Origin of the sequence: Pseudarthrobacter sp. S3 (assembly GCF_050156905.1) — a bacterium.
Lineage (GTDB): Bacteria > Actinomycetota > Actinomycetes > Actinomycetales > Micrococcaceae > Arthrobacter.
Window position 1 is genome coordinate 1,280,319 of the sequence record NZ_CP189583.1, and the last position, 17,953, is coordinate 1,298,271.

Below are 17,953 nucleotides of genomic sequence, written 5' to 3' on the forward strand. Positions count from 1 at the left end.
GCCTTAGCGTGCGCGTTCGACGTCGGCGGCACTCTCTGATGCTCCGCGGGCGTTGAGCCCTGCGACCACGCCGTCGACGTCCGCCGCGGACCGGTTCTGGCTCAGCTTGGTCTTCGCCTCGATTCTGGTGATGACCAGTTCGATGCCTACGATGGCGCGCAGCTGGCCGGAGATGTAACGTTCCGGCGCATCGTCCACGCTCCACGGGTGTTCAAGGCCCGCTTCGTTGACATCAGTGAGCCGCCTGACCTGGCCGGCGAGCCAGGCCGGGTCGTCGTGGATAACCAGTGTGCCGTACACGTGCGCTGTGGAGTAATTCCACGTGGGCACAACCCGTCCGTGCTCGGCTTTCGACGCGTACCAGGACGGCGAAACATAAGCATCCGCGCCCTGAATGATCATGAGTGATTCGCCGATCGCCGGCTCGGACCACTGGATGTTGTTCCTGGCGACGTGCGTCTGCAGGGCGCCGTGCTGGCCCACCGCGGGGTCGTAAAGGAACGGCAGCAGCGTGGCCAACAGGCCTCCTGACGTCATGGTGATCAGGTTTGCTGCGCCCGGCCGAGTCAGTAGTGGCCGGACGGCGTCGGGGCCGGCTTCGAAATGGGCTGGCGTGTACATGGGTCTACTCCTTTGCAGGCTGGAGGGATTTTGTGGCGTCGAGGACGGCGGGCTGGGCGGGCGCCGGTTGAGTTGAGGCCGGCCTCATCCGGACCCGGACGGCGGCGCCCGCGCAGAGGATAACGGCCAGGCCGCCCACGATGGTGCTCCATGTCAGGGGCTCACCGAGCAGGAGGCCCGCCCAGCAGATGCTCAGCACGGGCTGGACAAGCTGGATCTGGCTGACCTGGGCCATGGGGCCAATAGCCAAGCCGCGGTACCAGGCGAAGAAGCCGAGGAACATGCTCACCACACCGAGGTAGGCAAAGGCCAGCCACTGGACCGGTGTGCCCGACGGCGGATCCTGGGCCACGGACACCGCCACCAGGAAAACCATCAGCGGGGACGCCAGCACCAGCGCCCAGGACACGGTCTGCCAGGCGCCCAGCTCGCGGGCCAGCAGGCCGCCCTCCGCGTAGCCGATGGCCGCGGCCACCACCGCGCCGAGGAGCAGCAGATCGGCCCAGTGCAGCTGCCCGAACCCGCCGGACTGCAGGGATCCGAAGGCTATTGCGGCCAACCCGCCCACGCCGGTGATAGGCCAGAACGCCAGTGGGGGATGCTCGCGTCCGCGCAGGACAGCCACGGTGGCCGTCGCGGCGGGCAACAGAGCGATCACCACTGCGCCGTGACTGGCGGGCGTGGTCGTGAGCGCAAAGGACGTGAGCAGGGGAAACCCGACGACGATGCCGCCGGCCACCACGGCGAGGCGCGCCCACTGCGTGCCGCGGGGGAGCCGCTGCCGGGTGAGGGCGAGCGCGAAGGCGGCGAGGATGGCAGCTACCACCGCACGGCCTGACCCGATAAACAGCGGCGACAGGGACTCGACGGCCACCTTCGTGAACGGAACCGTGAAGGAGAACGCCGCTACTCCGAGGAGACCCCACCAGAGGCCGATGGGCTGGCGGGGCGGTATCACTGGCGATAAAAGCGTAGTAGCGCTACTATTGTCTCTCATGAACAACGATAGCAGTTCCCGGATTGTGGCGCACTTGAAGAAATGGATTTCTTCGGCCGCGCCCGGTGCGAAGCTGCCGTCCACGCGGTCGCTGGTGGCCGAGTACCAGGCCAGTCCCGTCACGGTGCAGAAGGCCCTGCAGACGCTCACGGCACAGGGGCTGATCGAGAGCAGGCCCGGCGTGGGGACCTTCGTGCGTGCGTTCCGGAGTGCTCGTCCGTCCGACTACGGCTGGCAGACGGCGGCCCTCCGTTCCCCGCTGGCGCCGCCGCCCCCGGCTTCCAGCACCATGCGCAACGTGGCCAACGATGCCATCGCTTTCCATTCCGGCTACCCTGACCGCGAACTCCTTCCCGAGCGGCTGGTGCGGGCCGCCCTTGCCCGGGCAGCCCGCGGCGACGCCGCCTTGTCCCGTCCGCCCGCAGCCGGCATGCCGGAACTGCAGTCGTGGTTCGCGCACGAACTCGGTGCCTCCACGCCGGCCGGGACCACCCCGCCGAACCCGAGTGACGTCGTCGTACTCCCCGGAAGCCAAAGCGGGCTGAGCTCCATCTTCAGCGCGCTCGCCGGCCGCGGGCAGCCGCTGCTGATGGAATCGCCGTCCTACTGGGGTGCCATCCTGGCCGCAGCGCAGGGCGGCGTGCGCATTGTCCCGGTGCCCAGCGGACCGGACGGACCCGACCCGGCCGAGCTGGCCCGTGCCTTTGAGGAGTCCGGCGCGCGGCTCTTCTACGCGCAGCCCAACTACGCCAACCCCACCGGCGCGCAGTGGTCAGCTGAACGGCGCGAACAGGTCCTGGACGTGGTGCGCGCGAAGGGGGCGTTCCTAGTGGAGGACGACTGGGCGCACGACTTCGGCATCTCCTCCAACCCCGTGCCCGTCGCCTCCCGCGACGACTCCGGCCACGTGGTCTACTTGCGCTCGCTGACCAAAAGTGTGTCACCGTCCATCCGCGTCGCCGCGGTCATCGCCCGCGGTCCGGCGCGGGAGCGCATCCTGGCGGACCGGGCGGCCGAATCGATGTACGTCAGCGGGCTGCTCCAGGCGGCAGCGCTCGACGTCGTGACGCAGCCCGGGTGGCAGACGCACCTTCGCAGCCTTCGCCACCAGCTCGAGTCACGCCGCAACCTGCTGGTCACCAGCCTGCGCCAGCACGCCCCGCAGGCGCACATCGAGCAGGTGCCCAAGGGCGGCCTGAACCTGTGGGCCAGGCTGCCCGACGGGACCGACCTCGAACGGTTGACCCGCGACTGTGAAACCGCCGGGGTGATCATCGCCGGCGGCAACGAGTGGTTCCCGGCCGAACCTGCCGGCGCATATATCCGGCTCAACTACTCGGGATCGAACCCGGGCGCCTTTCCAGACGGCGCCAGGATCATCGGCGCAGCCATGGAGCGGAACGGGGACTGACGACCGAGTGTGTTCTTATTCGCCCAGCAGGCCGTAGGTGCTGATGACGTTGCCCTTCGTGGTCCGGTACTGGTCCTTCAGGCCGAGCCGCGTCACGGGGTCCCCGTCTTCGAACAGCTTCCTGCCGCTGCCGGCCACCACAGGGTGGGTCATCAGGGTCAGCTCATCCAGCAGCCCGGCGAACAGCAACTGGCGCACCACCGAAATGCTGCCGGTCACGGCGATCTCGCCGCCGTCGCGCGCTTTCAGGCTGGCCACGAATTCCTCCAGCGGTCCCTCGATCAGGTGCGAGTTCTGCCACTCGAGCGGCTCCGTAAGGGTCCGGGAGGCCACAAACTTCTCCACCGGGTTGATGAAGCCGGCGAAGTCATTGTCCACGGATGCTGTTGGCCAGTAGCCGGCCCACTCCTGGTAACTCACCCGGCCCAGCACCACGGTGTCCACGCGTTCCATCATGCCGGTCAAGCCCTTGCCGAGGTCGTCGTCGAAGCTGTCGAACTGCCATCGGAAGGGGTCTGACACCACGCCGTCAACGGAGTGGAACAGGCCGGACGTGACTTTGCGCATAAGGTCCTCCAAGGTCAGGGGCAGATGGCATCCACAGTATTGGCTGGCCCGTTAGTAGGGAAGCCCCAGCCGCTGCTTGAGCCTGTCGAAACCTGGATCACGAGGGGCTGGATCACCGGCCCCAACCTGGCCGCAGTTATGTTCGTCACCACTGCCTGCGTGTTGCGCGAATCCACGGGCCTGCAGCCCCATACTGGTGAATATGCGGCCTCTCGCCGCACCCGGCCAGGCAGGAGGAAATGCATGGAAACCCTGAAGAAAATCCTACGCAACCAGTACTTCCCGGCGGCCGCGGTGCTGACAGCCGTGTTGCTGTTCTGGATGATTGCCATGTTCGGCGGGCTCTCGCTGCTGAACAACAACCAGCCGCCCATGGCCACCCTGACCTGGATGCTGTTCGTCTACGCTGCGGCTGTCCTGACGCCGCTGGCAGGCGTCCTGGCCGCCGTGGACCTGGTCCGCCGCTGGCGCCGCAACCGCATGTACGCCGCGGTTGACATGACGCAGTCCGCCGAGCCTGAAGCCCCTAAGCAATCCGCCCCTAAACAGCCGGCGCAGCACCGCCCGGTCACCCAGCAGCAGCCCGGCAAGAAGCAGCCGGCTCAAACCACGCAGCGCAAAAAAGCGGCGTAGCCGCTACTACAGCGCCAGCTCCACCCGGTTCCGGCCGGCCGCCTTGGCAGCATAAAGTGCCGCGTCCGCTTCGCCCAGGAGGGTGTCGGCGTCGGCCCGGTGCTCGGCGGTGAACGCGGAAATCCCGGCGCTGAGCGTCAGCTGCCCCAGCGGGTCCCCGGAGTGGGCAATCTCCAGTTCGCGCACGCTTTCCAGTGCCCGCTCCACAAAGGTCTTGGCGCCCAGCTGTGACTGGTTCGGCAGGACAAGCAGGAATTCCTCGCCGCCGTACCGGTACACGCCGTCGCTCTTGCGCGCCGCGCCCACCAGCGCCTCCGCCACGGCCCGCAGCGCGAGATCGCCCGCCTGGTGCCCGTAGATGTCGTTGTAGCTCTTGAAATGGTCCACATCGCACATGGCAACGCAGTATCCCTCCTCGTACCGCTGGCTGCGCGCGTGCAACTGCTTGAGGTCCTCGGAAAGCTTGAGCCGGTTGTGCAGGCCCGTCAGCGGATCGGTCCGCGCCTGCTGCGACAGCGCCTTCCGGTAGTGCGCCAGGTCCGCGTGGAGGGTGGTCACCCGCAGCGCTACCAGCAGCCGGGCATGCAGGACAAACGGGTCCAGCGGTTTGGTGACGTAGTCATCCGCCCCGGCCTCAAGCCCGGCGAGCACGTCGTCCCTGGATCCCTGCGAAGTCAGCAGCACAATATACGTGTACAGGTCAGCCTCGCGCGCCCGGATGGCCCGGCACAACGCCAGCCCGTCCATCCCCGGCATCATCCAGTCCGTGACCACGACATCGGGCTGGTGTTCCAGGTACAGGGCCCACGCCTCGTCACCGTCCGCCGCCGTCAGGCAGTCATGCCCGGAGCGTTCGACGGCGGCGCGGGCCACCAGGAGTGAGCCCGGATCGTCATCTGCCACCAGGACTTTCACTACGCCACCTCCAGCGCCAGATTGAGTTCAAAGTCCACGCGCATAAGCTCAACTTCCAGCCGGCTGACCAGTTGCGGGCCGCCGTCGAGCTTTCCGTTGCGGCCCATGTCCTCCAGCTTGCCGCACAGGCTTGCGACGGCGGTGGCGCCGATGTTGGCCGCCGCACCCTTTAGGGCATGGGCCACCTGGGCCAAAGCCGGGCCGCCGCCGTTGGTCACGGCTTCATGCAGCGCCGCAAGCCGCGCGGGAACGTCCTTCCGGAACGCCGCCGTCGTGGCGGGCAGCAAGCCCAGGCCGTCCTCCGGGCCGAGGCCGCGCAGCATGGCGAGCCGGTCCGCGTCCAGTGCCGGGGCACCTCCACCGGTGACGGCCAACAGCCCAGGTGCCTCAAGCTGGCGAGCGTCGTCCGGCCGAGTAGCCTCCACCTTTTCCGGCGAAGAGAGCGTCCCCTGTTCGGGGACCCATCGGGTGAGGGCCGCTTCAAGTGCGGCGGCGTCCACCGGCTTGGAGAGGTAGTCGTCCATGCCGGCGGCGAGGCAGCGTTCCCGGTCCCCGTCCAGGGCGCCGGCGGTCATCGCAATGATGGGAAGATGGCTGGCCCCGTCGCGACGCCTGATGACGCGTGTAGCCTCGAACCCGTCCATCACCGGCATATGGCAGTCCATCAGAACGGCGGCGTAGCGGGTGCTGGCGGTGGCGGCTACGGCCTCTGCTCCATCGGCAACCACGTCCACGGCGTAGCCGAACTTGGTCACCGTGGCCCGGGCCACCAGCTGGTTCACCTCGTTGTCCTCCACCACCAGGATGCGGCCCCGTGACGGCTCAAGGGGCCTCCCCCCAAGGGACAGCCCAGCGGAGGAGCCGGCGAACGACTCAGACGACAAGTCAGCATCGGAAGACCGGCCAACCGCGGAAAACGCCGGGGCGTGGTGTTCACTCGTGGACATCAGCCGGACCAACCGGTTGTAGAACTCGGAGCTGCGGACCGGTTTCATGAGCCATTCGCGGACTCCGGCGCCGGCGATCTCGGCGGCGTTGACCTGCATGGTGGACGTGAGCATGATCAGTTCGATGTCCGCCAGTGCGGCGTCGGCCTTGAGCTCGCGGGCCAGCTCCAGGCCATCGGTATCAGGCATGCAGAGGTCCAGCACGGCCAGGTGGAAAGGCACTCCGTCTGCTGCGGCTTCGTGGGCGCGGGCCAGTGCGGCGCGGGCATCCGGCACCGCCTCCGGCTGCAGCTTCCAGCCGCGCAGCTGGGACTCCAGCACCAGGCGGTTGGTGGCGTTGTCGTCCACCACCAGGACACGCAGCCCGGTGAGGAAACCGGCGGCCGGCACAGGATCCATGGACGGTGGGGCCACAGGCACGGGGATGCGGAACCAGAATGTGCTGCCCTCGCCCGGAGCGCTGTCCAGGCCGATCTCGCCGTCCATGGCCTCAGTGAGCCGGCTGCAGATGGCCAGGCCCAGGCCGGTGCCACCGTAGCGCCGGGTGGTGGAAGCATCCGCCTGGGAGAAAGATTCGAACAGCCGCGCGTGGTGCGCGGGGTCGATGCCGATGCCGGTATCGCGGACCTCGAAGGAGAGCATGGCGGTGGACCCGGGCTTTGCGTCCGGCGTCTCGGTGGTCACGCGGATGGAAACTTCCCCGGCCGCCGTGAACTTCACGGCGTTGGACGCGAGATTCAGCAGGATCTGGCGGATCCGGCCGGAATCACCGTGCAGCCTGGCCGGAACGTCCGGTTCGCAGTAGGCGATCAGCTCCAGGTTCTTGGCCTGCGCGGGCTCGGTCAGCAGGCCCGCCACTTCCTCCACCAGGACGCGGGGATCGAACGCGCGGATATCCAGGTCAACCTTGCCGGCTTCCAGTTTGGAGAAGTCCAGGATGTCGTTGATGAGGGACAGCAGCGCCTCACCGGCGCCCTTGACGCCCTGTGCGTACTGCTTTTGCGTCTGGTCCAGCGGCGTTTCCAGCAGCAGTGCGGTCAGCCCCACCACGCCATTCATGGGGGTGCGGATCTCGTGGCTCATGGTGGCCAGGAACTCGGACTTGAGCCTGCTGGATTCCAAGGCTGCTTCCCGCGCCGCCTTCAGCTCCTGCTCGGCGGCGCGGCGCAGGGTAATGTCCCTGGCGATGGTGGCCAACCCGCTGAGCCTGCCGGTCTCGTCCCGGATAGGGGAGACGGTCATCGATACGGAAATGGCGGCGCCGTCCTTCGTCAGGTGCTCCATCTCGAAACTCATGGCTTTGCCACTGGCGCGGAGCTCGTCGAACACCTCGGCGGCAGCGGCGATACTGCCCGGCGCCAGCAGGAACCGCGCGTCGCGGCCGATCGCTTCCTCAGCCGTGTAGCCGTACTGATGCTGTGCTCCAGGGTTCCAGCTGGTGATGACGCCGTCCGGAGTCGTGCTAAGGATAGCGTCCGAGGAGGAGTTGACGATCGCGCCTAGCCCCTCCAGCTCCGCCGTCCTGGCCGCCACTTCCTGCTCCAGGCCTGTGGTGAGGGTGAGGTTCTCGATGATGATCAGGACCTGGCGGACCAGGATGAGTGCCACTGTCAACCGGGCCACCGTCAGCAGGAAAGCGCTCATCTCGCTGACGTAAGGCTGGGCGATCATCATGACGGCTACCAGGATCGGCGCATAGGGCAGCAGTTCAAGGCCCAGCGCAAACGCCCTGCGGTCCGGCCGGGGGTTCTCCGCATAGGGGAGCAGCGGTGCCAGCGCAATCAGGAGGAAGGCGCCAATCCAGCCCAGGGCGAGGGGCGATCCCGTGACGCCCGTGACGCCGTCGAACGTCAGCTTCACATAGGTGCTGTCCGTGATGGTGAGCACCAGCAGGCCGCCGCCGAAACACAGCCACGGCAGCCGCTCGCCAGGCTGCCGTCGCATCCCCAGGACAAGCACCAGGGACGTGATGACCACATCCACCACGGGGTAGCCCATGGACGTGAGCCGGGTCAGGAGGTCGCCTTCGGCGCTGAACGCCGGGCCCAGCGCCGTGTACCAGCTGACCACCAGGACTGAACCGGCGATCACCGCGGCGTCCAGCACCGTCCGGACCAGTCCCACGCGGGTGGTGCCGCCGGGGCGCTTGAAGCTGAGGAGCGCGACGGCGGCCGGCACCGAATACGCGAGGAACAGGGCATCGGCCAGGGAGGGGAACGGGTACACATGGTCGTTGGCGAGCCCGAAGTAGGTCCAAACCGCCTGCCCGCCCGCCCAAATGTAGGCGGCCACTGACATCAGGGTCCAGGCCCGGGCGTTCACCCCGCCAAGACGTGCAGCCCGGGCGCAACTGCGCCCTGCCAGCATGGCGGCCAAAAGAATGGCGAAATCACCCGCCACCACGGCCATGGACGTGCCGCTGTTGGCGGCAAAATACAGTCCAAGAACGCCCAGCACCACAGCACCAAGCACGATCAGCCAACCCAGCCTGGCCGTGCTCCTGCTGATGGCGGAACGTTTCTCCAGGAGACCTGTCTGAGACACGCGGATACCTCCCCATAGGTGCGTCCGTCACCCGCAAAGCTTGAGACCCGGGCCCGCCCGAGACCTGGGCAGAGACGCATCCTTATGATATCCCTCACAAGTCAAGAACGACGGTACTTCGCGTCCACGTGAACTACGTCCCGCCCGGCGCGCTGCAGCAGGCTGGCTGCCACCCCCGAGCGGTATCCCGACTCGCAGTGCACCCACACGGTGCCCGCCGGAATCTCGGCCATCCGCGCCAGAAGCTCATGCAGCGGGATGTTCACCGCCCCGGAGAGGTGGCCGGCGTCGTACTCCTCCGTCCGGCGCACATCCAGCACCACGTCCCCGGCACTGCGCCCGTGTAGCATTTCGGCCCAGTCCACACGCGCATAATGCACGACGGCGGTGCCCGGCGCGAGTGCCGACGGGTCCGTTCCGAGGGCGGCACCGGGGGAGTCGATGCCGATGCGTGAGAGGTCCCGGATGGCCTTTTCGACGTCCTCCTCTGACCCCACCAGAGTGAGCTGCTGGTTCCACGGCAGGACCCAGCCCAGGTAGGCGGTGAAGCTGGAGCCGCGGCCGTATTCGAAACTCACCGAGCCCCGCAGGTGGCTGCTGGCAAAGGCCACCCGGTGGCGCAGGTCCACCACCCATTCGCCGTCCGCGAGCCGGCGGCTGAGCTCCGCCGGATCCACGGACTCCGGCACGGTGAGGTCCGCGGGCCCCGGACCCTGCCGGTTCGCCGGCGCCATGTGCGCGTAGTAGGACGGGTAGGCGGTCAGGTTGTTGATGAGCTCCTGCACAAAGTGGTCCTCATCGGCGTCCGTGAGGGCGTGGTTGGCCTCCTGCTGTTCGGCAATGGTGGAGGCGTGGACGCTCGACGCCGGCCCGGACGAACAGAACGAACCGAACCCGTGCGTGGGATACAGGGCAGCGTCGGGCTTGGCCTCGGCGGCCAGGCGGCGGACCGAGGAGTACTGGGCACGGGTGAGGACTTCGGTGTCCTCGCCGCTGACCAGATCAGTCCGGCCCACCGACCCGTACAGCAGGCTGCCGCCCGAGAACACGGCTTGCTGCTCGCCGTCGCTGACCACATAGCTGAGGTGGTGGTGGGTGTGGCCGGGTGTGGCCACCGCCTTCACGGTGAGCCGGCCTACCTGGACCGTGCCGCCGTCGGCTATTGGTGTGTGCTCAAACCCGACGTCGTCCTGTGCGCTGACGAGATACTCGGCGCCGTGCGCGCGGGCGAGGATGAGCCCGCCTGTGAGGTAGTCGTTGTGCAGGTGCGTTTCGGCAACATGGGTGATGCGGACGCCGGCTTCCGCCGCGGCGGCTTCTACCCGGTCCGTGTCCCGCTGCGGATCGATGACCAGCGCCACCTCGCCGTCGTGGACCACGTAGCTGCGGTCCCCGAGCGGCCTCGTTTCGATGACAACAACGTCCATAGGTTCATTGTCCTCGCGCAGCCCGATGTTGGCGCGGTCAGCCGGTCAGCCGGTATTTGGCCGCCGCGGCGCCAAGGCGGCCAGGGCGTCTTCCGCCTGCCGCCAGGCCAGCTCCAGCCGAAGGCCGGACTCCGGCCGCGAGAAAAGGTATCCCTGCAACGAGTCGCAATCCAGCGCGGTGAGGTAGTCTGCCTGCACGGCCGTTTCGACGCCTTCGGCGGTGACGGTCAGGCCCAGGCTGTGCGCCATGTTGATCATGGAGCTGAGGATTGGCAGCCGTTCCTGTCCCGTCCGCACCATGGACACAAACGTGCGGTCGATTTTCACGGTGTCCACCGGCAGGTCCTGCAGCCGGCCCAGCGACGAATAGCCCGTACCGAAGTCATCCAGGGCCACCCGGACGCCGGCCCCGCGCAGGCTGCCGAGTTGCCGGATCAGGCCGCAGTCAGGGTCGAAAAACACGCTCTCGGTGACTTCCAGGACCAGCTGATTCGCGCCCACGCCACAGGCCGCTGCCAGGCGGAGGACGCCGTCGGCAAAATTCGGTTCCTGCAGCTGCATGCCGGACACATTCACCGCGAGGGACCGCGACGGATCTGCACGCAGCCACGGCGCCAGCTGCACCAGGCTGAGCCCCATGACTTCGTTGCCGATTTCGCCGATCAGGCCGCTCCGCTCCGCCATCGGGATAAAGTCCGACGGCGGGATGCGCTCGCCGTCGTGGTCCCACCGTGCCAGGGCCTCGAACTGGACGGCGAGCCCGCTCCGCGGAGAGACAATCGGCTGGAATGCCACCGAGATCTCACCGCGCGTAACCGCGAGCTGGAGTGCTGCTTCCATCACCGTGCGCTGCACCAGGGCAGTCATCATCTCCGGATGGAAGCGCCGGAAACGGTTCTTACCGGCTGCCTTGGCCGCGTACATGGCGATATCCGCTTCACGAAGCAATTCGGAGGCGACTATCGCTTCCTTGCCGATCGAGGCGAGCCCCAGGCTGAGGCTCGGCCGCGCAGCACCGTGCCGTTAATGGTTATGGGGACGTGCAGGCAGCGGACGATGCACGCCGCTATGGCGTCGGCGTCGGGGCAGGCCGTCAGCAGCACCACAAACTCGTCGCCGCCGAGGCGGGCCACCACGTCCGCGGTGGGGATGCAGCCGCGGAGCCGGCGTGCCACTTCCACCAGCAACTCATCGCCTGCCTGATGGCCCAGGATGTCGTTGACTTCTTTGAAATCGTCCAGGTCGATAAGCAGGACATCTACGGTCTTGAAACGTGGTTCGGTGAGGGCCTCCGTGAGGGACTGGTTGAACACCGCCCGGTTGGCCAGCCCGGTGAGCGGATCCTGGAAAGCCAGGGCCCGCAGCTGTTCCGCCTGGGCCGCCAAATCAGTCATGGCCTGCTCGGCCTGCTCCTGCGCCAGCCTGCGCGGTGTGACATCCCTGAAGCTCCACACCCGGCCCGCGATCCTCTCGCCCACCCGTTGCGGGCGCGAATACCGTTCCAAGGTCCGGCCGTCCCTGAAGTCCAGCACATCATGGCTTTCGGCCCCCGGGTTCTCCGCAACCTCTCCGAGCCGGGCCATAAACGCCTCCGGATTCGCCACCTGCGAGATGATCAGGCGCATGATCGGTTCATCACTGTCGCCCTCGAGTAACTCGGGCGGAATGGTCCACATTTTCAGGAACTGGTCATTGAACCCGGCAACACGGCCGTCGGCGCTGATCACTAGGATGCCGTCCGCCGTGGATTCGAGCGTGGCCGTCAGCAGCGACATGGCCTCGCGAAGGTTGGCGTCAGCTCCTTTGCGGTGTTCCGTGCTCCGGACTGAGACCAGCAAAACCTGGGATCCGCCGTTGTCCAGGAGTGCGCCTGCCATCTCGGCCAACGGGCCCGGCTACGACGGAAGCGCCGGCGTTGGTGCCGAGGCCGCGGACCACCCAGCCTTCCGCCTGCCAAGCCACAACGTCCAGTACGTTTCGCGCATCCAGGACCACCCGGCGTCGTACCAAAGCGCCCGCGGCGGCAGGGTCGAGGTGCCGGTACTCGTCCCACTCCGTGAGGAGCAGCACCAGCTCCGCACCTTCCAAGGCCCGCGTTGCGGAAGCTTCGAACCGCAGTTGCGGATACCGCAGCCACGCGTGGTTGACGGCCTTCGGATCGGTCACCGTGACGTGCGCGCCGGCGGCTGCCAGCCGGGCCGCGACGTCCAGGGCGGGGGAGTCACGGATGTCATCGGTCTCCGGTTTGAAGGAGGCGCCCAGGATGGTAACGGCGCGTCCGGAGAGCCCGCCGTCGCACAGCTCCGCGGCAAGCGACACCGTCCGGGTCCGCTGGCGGACGTTGACGGCATCCACCACGCCCATCCAGTCGTTGACCGGGTCCACGCCCAGCGCGGCGGCCTGGCTGCGGAGGCTGCGGATGTCTTTGGGCAGGCACCCGCCGCCGAAGCCCAGCCCGGCATGCATGTAGCGGTTGCCGATCCTCGGGTCCATGCCCATGGCCTCGCTGAGTTCGGCCACGTCCGCGCCGGCCGCGTCGCACAGTTCGGCGATGGCGTTGATGAAGCTGACCTTGGTGGCCAGGAAGGCGTTGGCGGCCGACTTGATCAGCTCCGCGGTGGCAAAGTTGCACACCAGTCGCGGAATGCCGGCGTTCAGCAGCGGCTCATACACGGCATCCAGCGCAGCCGTCACCGCGCGCGGCGCCCCCGTCCTGGGGTTGAACGCCGCGGTGCGTCCGCCCGCCACGCCGTAGACCAGCCGGTCCGGCACCAGCGAGTCCTTCACTGCGGTGCCTTGGCGCAGGAACTCCGGATTCCAGCCCAGCTGCACGTCCGGCCGCCCTGCGAGGACGCCCTGGAGCATGTCCACCGTGCCCACGGGCACCGTTGATTTACCGACGACGACGGCGCCCCTCGCCAGGTGCGGGAGCAGCGCCTCGGTGGCGGCGACGAGAAAGGTGAGGTCGGCGCCGTCGGACGTTTTGGACTGCGGTGTCCCGACGCACAGGAAGTGGACCTGGGCGCCGGCGGCAGGGGCGACGTCGGTGGAGAACGTGAGGCGGCCGGTGCTGCGTCCGTCACGGAGCAGTTCGTCCAGGCCAGGTTCGAAGAAGGGTGCCAGGCCGCGCCCCAGCTGGTCCACTTTGGCGGCGTCCACGTCGATGCCCACCACGGTGTGGCCCATGGACGCGAGCGTGGCGGCGTGCACTGCGCCGAGGTAGCCGCAGCCGATCACCGATATTTTCACAGGGACACTCCATTTCCGGAGATAGAGGACACAGCCAGTACCTCGCGGTATTGCTCCTCAAGCTGGGCGCACAGCACCGGCCACGTCCGTGCCTGGACCGAGGCGTGCGCTGCCGCGGCGAACGCGCGGCGCTTGGCGTCGTCGCCCATCAGGTCCATCACCCGGGCCCGGAAACCGGCCAGGTCGCCGGGACGGTACAGCCAGCCCGTGCGGGAGTTTTCCACCAGGTCCAGGGGCCCGCCGCGCCCGGTGGCCACCACCGGTACCCCCGATGCCATTGCCTCCTGGATGGTCTGGCAGAACGTCTCGAACTCGCCGGGATGGACAAAAAGGTCGAAGGACGCCACCGCCTTCGCCAGCTCCTCACCGCCGAGAAACCCCGTGAACACCGCGTCCGGCAGGGCTTCCTGCAGCGCGGACTTCTCGGGTCCGTCGCCCACAATCACCAGCCTGGAATTCGGGACGTTGGCGAGCGCGGCGAGGTCCTCCACCTGTTTTTCGACAGCCAGCCGGCCCACGTAGCCGATGATCCGCTCACCGCCGGGGGCAACCGTTGCCCGCCACCCGGCGTCGCGCTTTTCCGGGGAAAACCGCGCGGTATCCACACCGCGCCGCCACATGCCAACCCGCGGAATCCCGCGGCCGCGCAACTGGTTCAGCGCGAAAGTGGACGGCACCAGGGTCCGGGTTGCCAGCAGGTGAATGTTTTCCACCCGGTTCCACGCCCAGTTCTCCAGGAACGGCACACCATACCGGGCGGCGTAGCTGGGAACCTCGGTCTGGTAGATGGCTATGGTGGGGATCCCCAACTGATGCGCGGCCTGCACTGCACGCCACCCGAGGATGAACGGCGATGCGAGGTGGACAACGTCGGGTGCGTAGTCGGCAAGGATTCGCTTGACCCGGTACACACCGCCCATCGCCACTCGCATGTTGGTGTAGCCGGCCAGCGGAACGGCAGGAACCCGGTGTACCGTTGCGCCGTGAACCACCTCGGCGGGTCCCGCGAACTCGGCGACCGCATGGGTGGAAGGGGCGAGGACCAGGACTTCGTGGCCCTGGTCCTCCAGGTGTTCAAGCACCCTCAGGATGGAGTGGGTCACCCCGTTTATCAGCGGCAGGAATGACTCGGCAACAATTGCGATCCTCACCCCTCTACGGTGGGCGCGGCGCCTGACGGGGCGGGGTCACGCGGGTTGAGTGGAGGGAAAGGTTGGGTTAACAGATCAGCCCTCGAGGTCAGCCGCCTTCGCCGTGCCGCAGCATGTCCGGGAGCTCGTCCACATAGACCGTCTGCGGCGGCTCGAAGTAAATGACCAGGACTTCGTCACCCACTGCGAAGACGCTCGTCTTGTCGAATGGGTGGGCATGGAACGCGTTGGTGCCGCCCAGGTAAGGCAGCATCACCTCGCCGAGCGTTCCGGGCCCAATGCGACCCGTCACGCGGCCGATCTTGCCGGTCAGGCTCCGGTCAACGTTTTTATGCATCGGGGGCTTTCCCGGGGCGCTTACCTTCCCGGTTGTTCTTCAGCGCCGAGGACAAGGCAGGAAGGTAGTCGCCCACCTGGGCCAGGATGCCGCCCAGCATCTTGTTGACGCCCTCGCCGCCGTTCAGCACGGTCATCTGGCCCACGTGGGAGAAAGGCTCGGCCGCTGCGGCGATGATGGCTGGCATGTTTTCGGCCAGCTGCTGCGAAATGACGGCATCCTGGTTGGTGCCGAGTGCTTCGGCCCGCGCCTTGATGCCGTCTGCCTCGGCCAGGGCCTTGGCTTTGATGGCGGAGGCCGCGGCGTCACCACGGGCCCTGGTGGCAGCGGCTTCGGCCTCGCCGGTGACCTTCGTGGCTCCGGCCGCGGCCGCAGCAGCGGTGGCGTTCGCCTGCGCAGTCAGTTCCGTCCGGCGGGCGTTGGCCTGGGCCTCAAGTTCAGTGCGGCGGGCCAGTGCTTCGGCGGCGCTGATGTCGGCCGCCTTCTGGCCTTCCGCGTCGGTGCGCTTGGCGTACGCCTTGGCATCGGCGGGCTTCCGGACCGTGGTCTGGAGCTTCTGCTCCTCCCGGTCCGCCTCAAGTTTGGCCACTTCCGTTTCCTGGACGACCACATGCTGCCGCGCGGTCGCATCCGCCAGCGGTCCGGCCTGGGCGGCCTCGGCTTTGGCCCGCTCGGCGTTTGCCTGCGCCACCGACTGTCGGATGGCCGAAACACTCTGTGCGTCCGCGATCATCGCAGCCGCCTCGGCCTCCTTCTCGGCGGCCTCACGGTTCCGCGTGGCCTCCGCGATCCTGGCCTCCATTTTGACCTGGGCGATGTGGGGCTTGGCGATGTTCTGGATGTACCCCGTGGGGTCCTGCAGGTCCTTGATCTGCAGCGAATCCACCACCAGCCCCAGCTTCTCCATTTCCACCCCGCTGGCGCTGCGGACCTGGGACCCCAGCTTGTCCCGTTCGCGGATGATCTCTTCCATGGTCATGCTTCCGATGATGGACCGCAGGTGGCCCTCAAAGACGTTGTAGACCTGGCTTTCCATTTTGGGCTGCTGGCCCAGGAAACGCCTGGCCGCATTTGCGATAAACGGCGGGGTGTCACCGATTTTGTAAATTACCACGCCTTCCACAATCACTTGGATGCCCTGCGAGGTCACACAGGAAACCTTAAGCTCCGTTTCGTTCAGCGTCAGGGACAGAGCGCGGACCGTCTGCAGGCCAGGAAATACCAGGGCGCCCTTTCCGGTGACAATCTTGAAGTCCATTCCGGCCCGGGTTTCCAGGGTGCCACGGGTCAGGCCGGAGATGATCAGAGCCTCATTGGGCTCCGCCACTTTCCACATCAGTTTGATGGCTCCCCAAACAAAGCCGACCACCAGTATTGCCCCGATCATCGCGGCAAGAAGCGGGAAGAATGTTGACAGATCCGGCATGACGAGGTCCTTTCGCGGGTGCGGAAAAGGCCTCGCCGCACAGCCCCAACAAATGCACCTGACCTGGCCTGCCGGTTTGCGTGCCTGTAATTCCGGTCAGCGGGGCCAGCTGTTGTAGACAGTCTCGTTCGCGCCCGCCCAGGAGTCCAGAGCGCGGGCTGTTTGATTATTTGCCGAGGATCTCACGGGCAACACGCTGGGCCTCGATCTCCTCAGGGTCAACGGTGGTTCCGCGGAGGAATCCCGCGGTGGCCATGAGGCGCCGCAGCTCCGCTTCCGTGCGGGGCGTGGTCACCCCGTGGTGTGCCATGGCGTGACAGTTGGCGCACAGCGGAACCAGGTCCGTGAGCGGGTCCAGCAGGTAGCCGATGCCAAGCTGGGACGCCGGCACCACATGGTGGACGTCGATGAAGTCTTTGCCGAGCTCCCCGTACGCCAGTTCGAAAGAGAACCCGCAGGCCGCGCAGTTGGTGCCGCGGTGCGCGATGCAGGCCCGCCGCGCCACGGGGTCGTGCTCGTAGCGGTTGGCGCTGACGCGCACGACGGCGGTCTCCGGGTACGTGCCGGGCACAGGCTGGGTGGGGTCCTGTCCTTGCGTTGGCCCGTGTGTGGCCCAAACGCTGCGAATGGCCGCCGCATCGCCAGGTCCGAGCGCCATGCTTTCGGTTTCGGCGCTGTCCCACGCGACGCCAGGCACCGCTTCGATCAGGACCGCGGCGGCCACGTGGTCTCCTAGGGGCAGGAGCGCATCGAACGCCACCTGCACGGTGCATTCAGGCTGATCCGGGGTGGGCGCGAACTCCGACAGGACAACGCCATGGCCGATCAAACCGGGGCCGTGGGCTCCCATCAGGACCAGCCACACGCCGGTGCCGGCGGCTGCGCTTCGGCCCACGCTCCAGGGCTCAAGGTGCAGCCCTGTCGCGGCGGCTTGTTCGATAACGGCCGCGTAGTTCCAGCGGTTCCGCCCGGCCGGGTCCCAGCCTAGGATGATGTCGCTCATGTGGCCATTGTTGCAGGCCCCATGGCCTGTGGCGCCTTTGGCGCGGACAGCCACTTGCGGCCGCTAAGAAGCGCACAAAGAAGCCGGTGCAGCCGTTCGCGGAACGCGGCAACTGCACCGGCAGTAGGACGAAAATTCAGAACTTATGGATCATTTCTCATTCGCGGCTCCTGTATCCCGGCCTGTCATTTCCGGGCTATTTCCTCTCGCCGGACATGTTCCGTGAGAACAGCCAGCCAGCAGCAACCATCACTGCGCCCAGCACCAAGTGGGTCCAGTTGTCAGCCATGTTGAGCGACAGGAAATTGGCCGCCGAACCCACACCGACACTGAGACCGAAAATGGCGAGGACGATGTACAGTGCGCCTGCCCCGATGAGGAAGTTCCGTGCGCCATGTTCGGTCCGGGCCATCGCCCAGCCCGTGGCACCAATTGCCAACTGCACGATGTTGAGCAGCATGGACACCTGGAACAGGCCAAGGAACATTGCATGGGAACCAGGTCCCAGGAACATCAATTCGCTGTACTGAGTGGTGACGCCGGGGATAAATCCCAGGACACCCACCAACAACAAGACAATACCTGCTCCCATGCCGGCGTTCTGGACGTCTGCGCGCCCAAAATGAACTCCGTGTGCATGTGGGGATGCGGTAGTCATTTTTCTGCCTCCAACCGTGATTGCGGACATTCCAATTTTACGGCGGTCCTGTGAAAAAAGCGCCGGA

General features: G+C 67.0%; 16 protein-coding genes. 2 read left to right on the forward strand and 14 right to left on the reverse strand.

Annotated features, from left to right (window positions below; all coding sequences use genetic code 11):
* Window positions 1-3: 3 nt before the first annotated feature.
* Complete coding sequence (locus tag ACQCSV_RS06205; RefSeq protein ID WP_354154000.1) at window positions 4-621, reverse strand: FMN-binding negative transcriptional regulator; 618 nt, start codon at window positions 619-621, stop codon at window positions 4-6.
* Window positions 622-625: 4 nt separating this feature from the next.
* Window positions 626-1,618 (reverse strand): DMT family transporter, encoded by a 993-nt coding sequence (locus ACQCSV_RS06210; protein WP_354153999.1) that lies wholly within the window; start codon window positions 1,616-1,618, stop codon window positions 626-628.
* Between ACQCSV_RS06210 and ACQCSV_RS06215 the strand changes: the two genes are divergently transcribed.
* Window positions 1,617-3,029 carry a PLP-dependent aminotransferase family protein gene (locus ACQCSV_RS06215; protein WP_354153998.1) on the forward strand — a complete coding sequence of 471 codons (1,413 nt, stop codon included), beginning with the start codon at window positions 1,617-1,619 and terminating at the stop codon, window positions 3,027-3,029. The genes ACQCSV_RS06210 and ACQCSV_RS06215 overlap by 2 nt on opposite strands.
* Window positions 3,030-3,044: 15 nt before the next feature.
* Here the strand turns inward: ACQCSV_RS06215 and ACQCSV_RS06220 are convergent, their stop codons facing one another.
* Window positions 3,045-3,596 (reverse strand): dihydrofolate reductase family protein, encoded by a 552-nt coding sequence (locus tag ACQCSV_RS06220; RefSeq protein ID WP_354153997.1) that lies wholly within the window; start codon window positions 3,594-3,596, stop codon window positions 3,045-3,047.
* Window positions 3,597-3,620: 24 nt separating this feature from the next.
* Between ACQCSV_RS06220 and ACQCSV_RS06225 the strand changes: the two genes are divergently transcribed.
* On the forward strand, window positions 3,621-4,229 hold the full coding sequence (locus tag ACQCSV_RS06225; RefSeq protein WP_354224447.1) for a hypothetical protein: 609 nt from the start codon (window positions 3,621-3,623) through the stop codon (window positions 4,227-4,229).
* A 6-nt stretch (window positions 4,230-4,235) separates the two neighbouring features.
* Here ACQCSV_RS06225 and ACQCSV_RS06230 read toward each other — a convergent pair whose 3' ends face one another.
* The 11 genes from ACQCSV_RS06230 to ACQCSV_RS06280 all read right to left on the reverse strand — a co-directional run bounded on the left by ACQCSV_RS06230 (window position 4,236) and on the right by ACQCSV_RS06280 (window position 17,886).
* Entirely contained in the window at window positions 4,236-5,144 is a 909-nt protein-coding gene (locus tag ACQCSV_RS06230) for a diguanylate cyclase (RefSeq protein ID WP_354153995.1), read from the reverse strand.
* The gene (locus ACQCSV_RS06235; protein ID WP_354166552.1) at window positions 5,144-8,635 is read right to left on the reverse strand and encodes a response regulator; all 3,492 of its coding nucleotides are present in this window, start codon (window positions 8,633-8,635) and stop codon (window positions 5,144-5,146) included. Before ACQCSV_RS06235 ends, ACQCSV_RS06230 begins: the two co-directional genes overlap by 1 nt.
* A 101-nt stretch (window positions 8,636-8,736) precedes the next feature.
* On the reverse strand, window positions 8,737-10,062 hold the full coding sequence (locus ACQCSV_RS06240; RefSeq protein ID WP_426939344.1) for an MBL fold metallo-hydrolase: 1,326 nt from the start codon (window positions 10,060-10,062) through the stop codon (window positions 8,737-8,739).
* Window positions 10,063-10,107: 45 nt separating this feature from the next.
* Window positions 10,108-11,010: a putative bifunctional diguanylate cyclase/phosphodiesterase gene (locus ACQCSV_RS06245; protein WP_426939345.1), complete on the reverse strand. Its 903-nt coding sequence runs from the start codon at window positions 11,008-11,010 to the stop codon at window positions 10,108-10,110.
* 11 nt (window positions 11,011-11,021) lie between these two features.
* On the reverse strand, window positions 11,022-11,939 hold the full coding sequence (locus tag ACQCSV_RS06250) for a diguanylate cyclase domain-containing protein (protein WP_426939346.1): 918 nt from the start codon (window positions 11,937-11,939) through the stop codon (window positions 11,022-11,024).
* The gene (locus tag ACQCSV_RS06255) at window positions 11,857-13,311 is read right to left on the reverse strand and encodes a UDP-glucose dehydrogenase family protein (RefSeq protein ID WP_426939347.1); all 1,455 of its coding nucleotides are present in this window, start codon (window positions 13,309-13,311) and stop codon (window positions 11,857-11,859) included. Before ACQCSV_RS06255 ends, ACQCSV_RS06250 begins: the two co-directional genes overlap by 83 nt.
* On the reverse strand, window positions 13,308-14,462 hold the full coding sequence (locus tag ACQCSV_RS06260; RefSeq protein ID WP_426939348.1) for a glycosyltransferase family 4 protein: 1,155 nt from the start codon (window positions 14,460-14,462) through the stop codon (window positions 13,308-13,310). The genes ACQCSV_RS06255 and ACQCSV_RS06260 overlap by 4 nt, the downstream gene beginning before the upstream one ends.
* An 88-nt stretch (window positions 14,463-14,550) precedes the next feature.
* Complete coding sequence (locus ACQCSV_RS06265; protein WP_354153991.1) at window positions 14,551-14,799, reverse strand: hypothetical protein; 249 nt, start codon at window positions 14,797-14,799, stop codon at window positions 14,551-14,553.
* On the reverse strand, window positions 14,792-16,225 hold the full coding sequence (locus ACQCSV_RS06270; protein WP_426939349.1) for a flotillin family protein: 1,434 nt from the start codon (window positions 16,223-16,225) through the stop codon (window positions 14,792-14,794). Before ACQCSV_RS06270 ends, ACQCSV_RS06265 begins: the two co-directional genes overlap by 8 nt.
* 166 nt (window positions 16,226-16,391) lie before the next feature.
* Window positions 16,392-17,228, reverse strand: coding sequence for an HNH endonuclease (locus ACQCSV_RS06275; protein WP_426939350.1), 837 nt, complete (start codon window positions 17,226-17,228; stop codon window positions 16,392-16,394).
* Between the two features lie 196 nt (window positions 17,229-17,424).
* The gene (locus tag ACQCSV_RS06280; RefSeq protein ID WP_426939351.1) at window positions 17,425-17,886 is read right to left on the reverse strand and encodes a DUF4383 domain-containing protein; all 462 of its coding nucleotides are present in this window, start codon (window positions 17,884-17,886) and stop codon (window positions 17,425-17,427) included.
* Window positions 17,887-17,953: the final 67 nt, after the last annotated feature.

What these genes read in the sequence shown, in the direction of transcription:
- ACQCSV_RS06205 (WP_354154000.1), bottom strand. Translation starts at nt 621, where the DNA reads ATGTACACGCCAGCCCATTTCGAAGCCGGCCCCGACGCCGTCCGGCCA.
- ACQCSV_RS06215 (WP_354153998.1), top strand. Translation starts at nt 1,617, where the DNA reads ATGAACAACGATAGCAGTTCCCGGATTGTGGCGCACTTGAAGAAATGG.
- ACQCSV_RS06210 (WP_354153999.1), bottom strand. Translation starts at nt 1,618, where the DNA reads ATGAGAGACAATAGTAGCGCTACTACGCTTTTATCGCCAGTGATACCG.
- ACQCSV_RS06220 (WP_354153997.1), bottom strand. Translation starts at nt 3,596, where the DNA reads ATGCGCAAAGTCACGTCCGGCCTGTTCCACTCCGTTGACGGCGTGGTG.
- ACQCSV_RS06225 (WP_354224447.1), top strand. Translation starts at nt 3,621, where the DNA reads ATGGCATCCACAGTATTGGCTGGCCCGTTAGTAGGGAAGCCCCAGCCG.
- ACQCSV_RS06240 (WP_426939344.1), bottom strand. Translation starts at nt 10,062, where the DNA reads ATGGACGTTGTTGTCATCGAAACGAGGCCGCTCGGGGACCGCAGCTAC.
- ACQCSV_RS06250 (WP_426939346.1), bottom strand. Translation starts at nt 11,939, where the DNA reads ATGGCAGGCGCACTCCTGGACAACGGCGGATCCCAGGTTTTGCTGGTC.
- ACQCSV_RS06265 (WP_354153991.1), bottom strand. Translation starts at nt 14,799, where the DNA reads ATGCATAAAAACGTTGACCGGAGCCTGACCGGCAAGATCGGCCGCGTG.
- ACQCSV_RS06270 (WP_426939349.1), bottom strand. Translation starts at nt 16,225, where the DNA reads ATGCCGGATCTGTCAACATTCTTCCCGCTTCTTGCCGCGATGATCGGG.
- ACQCSV_RS06275 (WP_426939350.1), bottom strand. Translation starts at nt 17,228, where the DNA reads ATGAGCGACATCATCCTAGGCTGGGACCCGGCCGGGCGGAACCGCTGG.
- ACQCSV_RS06280 (WP_426939351.1), bottom strand. Translation starts at nt 17,886, where the DNA reads ATGACTACCGCATCCCCACATGCACACGGAGTTCATTTTGGGCGCGCA.